The organism is Streptomyces hainanensis (assembly GCF_004348415.1).
GTDB lineage: Bacteria > Actinomycetota > Actinomycetes > Streptomycetales > Streptomycetaceae > Streptomyces > Streptomyces hainanensis.
In genome coordinates, this window is sequence record NZ_SMKI01000718.1 from 1 (window position 1) to 2,521 (window position 2,521).

Genomic DNA, 2,521 nt, shown 5'->3' on the forward strand with positions numbered 1-2,521 from the left:
GGCCCACGGCGGCTCCGCCTCGGGGCCCACGAGGTGGAGCCGTCGGGTCTGGTCCGGGCCCGGCCCGGCCCGTGGCGGCAGCGCCGCGGGCCATGAGGCTCCACGCCCCGCCCCAAGAGGCCACCCGCCGGAGCTCGGGGGCCGCACCCGGCAACCGTGGCTCCGCCGCCGCCAGGCAAGGCCACCCGCCGAGCCCCAAGGCGGCAGCGCCGCCGGGGCCACGGCGCCGCCCGCCGGGCCCGGGCCGGGCCCGTGGCGGCTTCGCCGCTGGGCGGTGGGGGCACCCCGCCGGGCCCGGCCGACACCCGGTCGGCCTTCCGGATCGAATCGCCCGAAGTCGGGAACCCCGGAGGCACCTCCTCCGTTGTCCCTTCCGACGTTCCGGAAGTTCCCTATCCCGACGAACAGGACAACCGGTCCACGGGAGGCGTCGCCAGGAGACGGAGGGGGGTCCCCGGGAATGAACCTGCTCGACGTCGTGCTGCTGCTCGGCGCGGTCCTGGCGGCCTTCTCCGGTTACCAGCGCGGGCTGATCGCCGGTGTGATCTCGCTGGCCGGCTTCGTGGGCGGCGCCGTCCTCGGGGTGTGGCTGCTGCCGTTCGCCGTCGAGCCGGTGGAGCCGGGGTCCGCGGGGGCCACGCTGATAGCGCTGCTGGTGGTGCTGGTCCCGGCCGCCGTCGGCCAGGCCCTGGCCTGGCCCCTGGCCATGCGGCTGCGCGACCGGCTGCGCTGGGCGCCGGTCCGCTGGGTGGACGGCGTCGGTGGCGCCGCGTTCAACGCGGTGGCGTTGCTGCTGGTCGCCTGGATCGTCGCCAGCGCCCTGATACCCACCCCGTCCCCGGGTCTGAACCGCGCCGTCCAGGAGTCGCGGGTGCTCGGCGGCGTCCAGGACCGGATGCCGGCCACGGCCCCCACCTGGTTCAGCCGCGCCACCGGCGCGCTGGCGGACGCCGGCTTCCCGCAGGTGTTCAACCCGTTCGAGAACGCGCCGACGGCCCAGGTGCCCGAGCCGTCGGGGGACAACGTCACCGAGGCCGCCATCGCCGCCGCGCAGAACAGCACGGTCAAGATCACCGCGTCGTCGGGGCTCTCCGGCCAGGAGGGCAGCGGCTTCGTCTTCGCCGACCAGCGGGTGATGACCAACGCGCACGTGGTCGACGGTGCCAGCGCCGTCTCGGTGCAGGTCGGCGGCGTCGGCGAGCTGCTGCCGGCCACCGTGCTGCTCTCCGATCCCGACACGGACGTGGCCGTGCTCGACGTGCCGGGGCTCGTGGCGCCGGTCCTCGCCCTCGCGGACGACGCCGACACCGGCGACCCGGCCGTCGTCGCCGGCTACCCGGAGAACGGCGGGCTCGACATGCGCGCCGCCACCGTCGCCGGCCGCACCAACGCCCGGGGCCAGGACATCCACGGCGAGAACGTGGTCGTCCGCGACATCTACACCGTCCGCGGCCTGGTCCGCCCGGGGAACTCGGGTGGGCCGCTGCTCACCACCGGAGGCCAGGTGTACGGCATGGTGTTCGCCCGCTCCGTCACCGACGACGACACCGGCTACGTGCTGACCGCCGACCAGATACGCCCCTACGCCGAGGCCACCGCCCAGGGCTAGCCCGGGGTAGCTCAGCCCGTCAGGAGCGCCCGCACCTCCGGCGCGGCCCACTGCCCGCGCGCGCCCGGCCGGGAGGCCAGGTAGCGCGCCGCCCGCGCCGCCGTCCAGCCACGCCCCTCGATCAACCCCGCGCCGAGCTGCCGCAGGTAGCCCGCGGACGGCGCCCGCCACGCCACGTCCCCGCTGCCCCAGGGCGCGGTGAACGTCAGCACCGGCAGCCCGTCCAGCTCCGCCACGCACAGCAGCGTCTCGTACCGCCCCGGCCCGAGCCGCAGCCGGGCGCCGGCCCGCCGCACCGGCGCCAGGTCGAGGTCGGTGCCCGGCTCCCGGCCCATCTCCTGTGCCGCGATGTCGGAGAACTGACCGGCCGTCAGCAGGTGTGCCCTGGCCGGCGTCTCCTCGTCCGCCCTGTCCGGGTCGTAGAAGGCGCGCCCGCCGCCCCACACCGGGGACTCGGTCGCGAAGTACAGCAGCCCCGGCAGTGTCACCGGCACCGACCGCTCGGGCGGCCGGGGGTCGCGGCAGCCCGGGTGCGCACGCGCCGCGCCCGGCGCGGCCCCACCCCGCAGATACTGGCCGAGCCTGGCCGACGACATGTTCGACCCGTAGGCCGCGTACCAGACGCGGCTCGGTGAACCCCCGCCACGCCCCGGTGATCTCTCGGCGAACTCTTCCTCGCCGGCCGCCGGCACCCCTGCCACTTCGCCCCGCCTCCCTCGATACTCACCGCGACGACGTTCCTGGGAGGAATCGTGACGCACCTCAGCCGCCGCCAGGCCCTCGGCACGGCGGGCACGTTGGCGGCGACCGCCGCCGCCCTCACCGCCGGCCTCGCCACGCCCGCCACCGCCCACTCGGCCGCCATCCAGTCCTGTTCCCCGCCGGGCCGGCGCCGCGCGGCCTGGTTGACGC

General features: G+C 76.6%; 2 protein-coding genes. One reads left to right on the forward strand and one right to left on the reverse strand.

The genetic code is table 11. The features are described from left to right. Positions 1 to 460 precede the first annotated feature (460 nt). Positions 461 to 1,609 carry a MarP family serine protease gene (locus E1283_RS35120; RefSeq protein WP_132822216.1) on the forward strand — a complete coding sequence of 383 codons (1,149 nt, stop codon included), beginning with the start codon at positions 461 to 463 and terminating at the stop codon, positions 1,607 to 1,609. Between the two features lie 11 nt (positions 1,610 to 1,620). On the opposite strand, the gene E1283_RS35125 is transcribed toward E1283_RS35120, so the two are convergent. Beyond that, positions 1,621 to 2,205 carry a histone deacetylase gene (locus E1283_RS35125; RefSeq protein WP_207930661.1) on the reverse strand — a complete coding sequence of 195 codons (585 nt, stop codon included), beginning with the start codon at positions 2,203 to 2,205 and terminating at the stop codon, positions 1,621 to 1,623. Positions 2,206 to 2,521: the final 316 nt, after the last annotated feature.

Excerpts from the sequence above, each read along its gene's own strand:
- E1283_RS35125 (WP_207930661.1), bottom strand. The coding sequence starts at position 2,205 with ATGTCGTCGGCCAGGCTCGGCCAGTATCTGCGGGGTGGGGCCGCGCCG.
- E1283_RS35120 (WP_132822216.1), top strand. The coding sequence starts at position 461 with ATGAACCTGCTCGACGTCGTGCTGCTGCTCGGCGCGGTCCTGGCGGCC.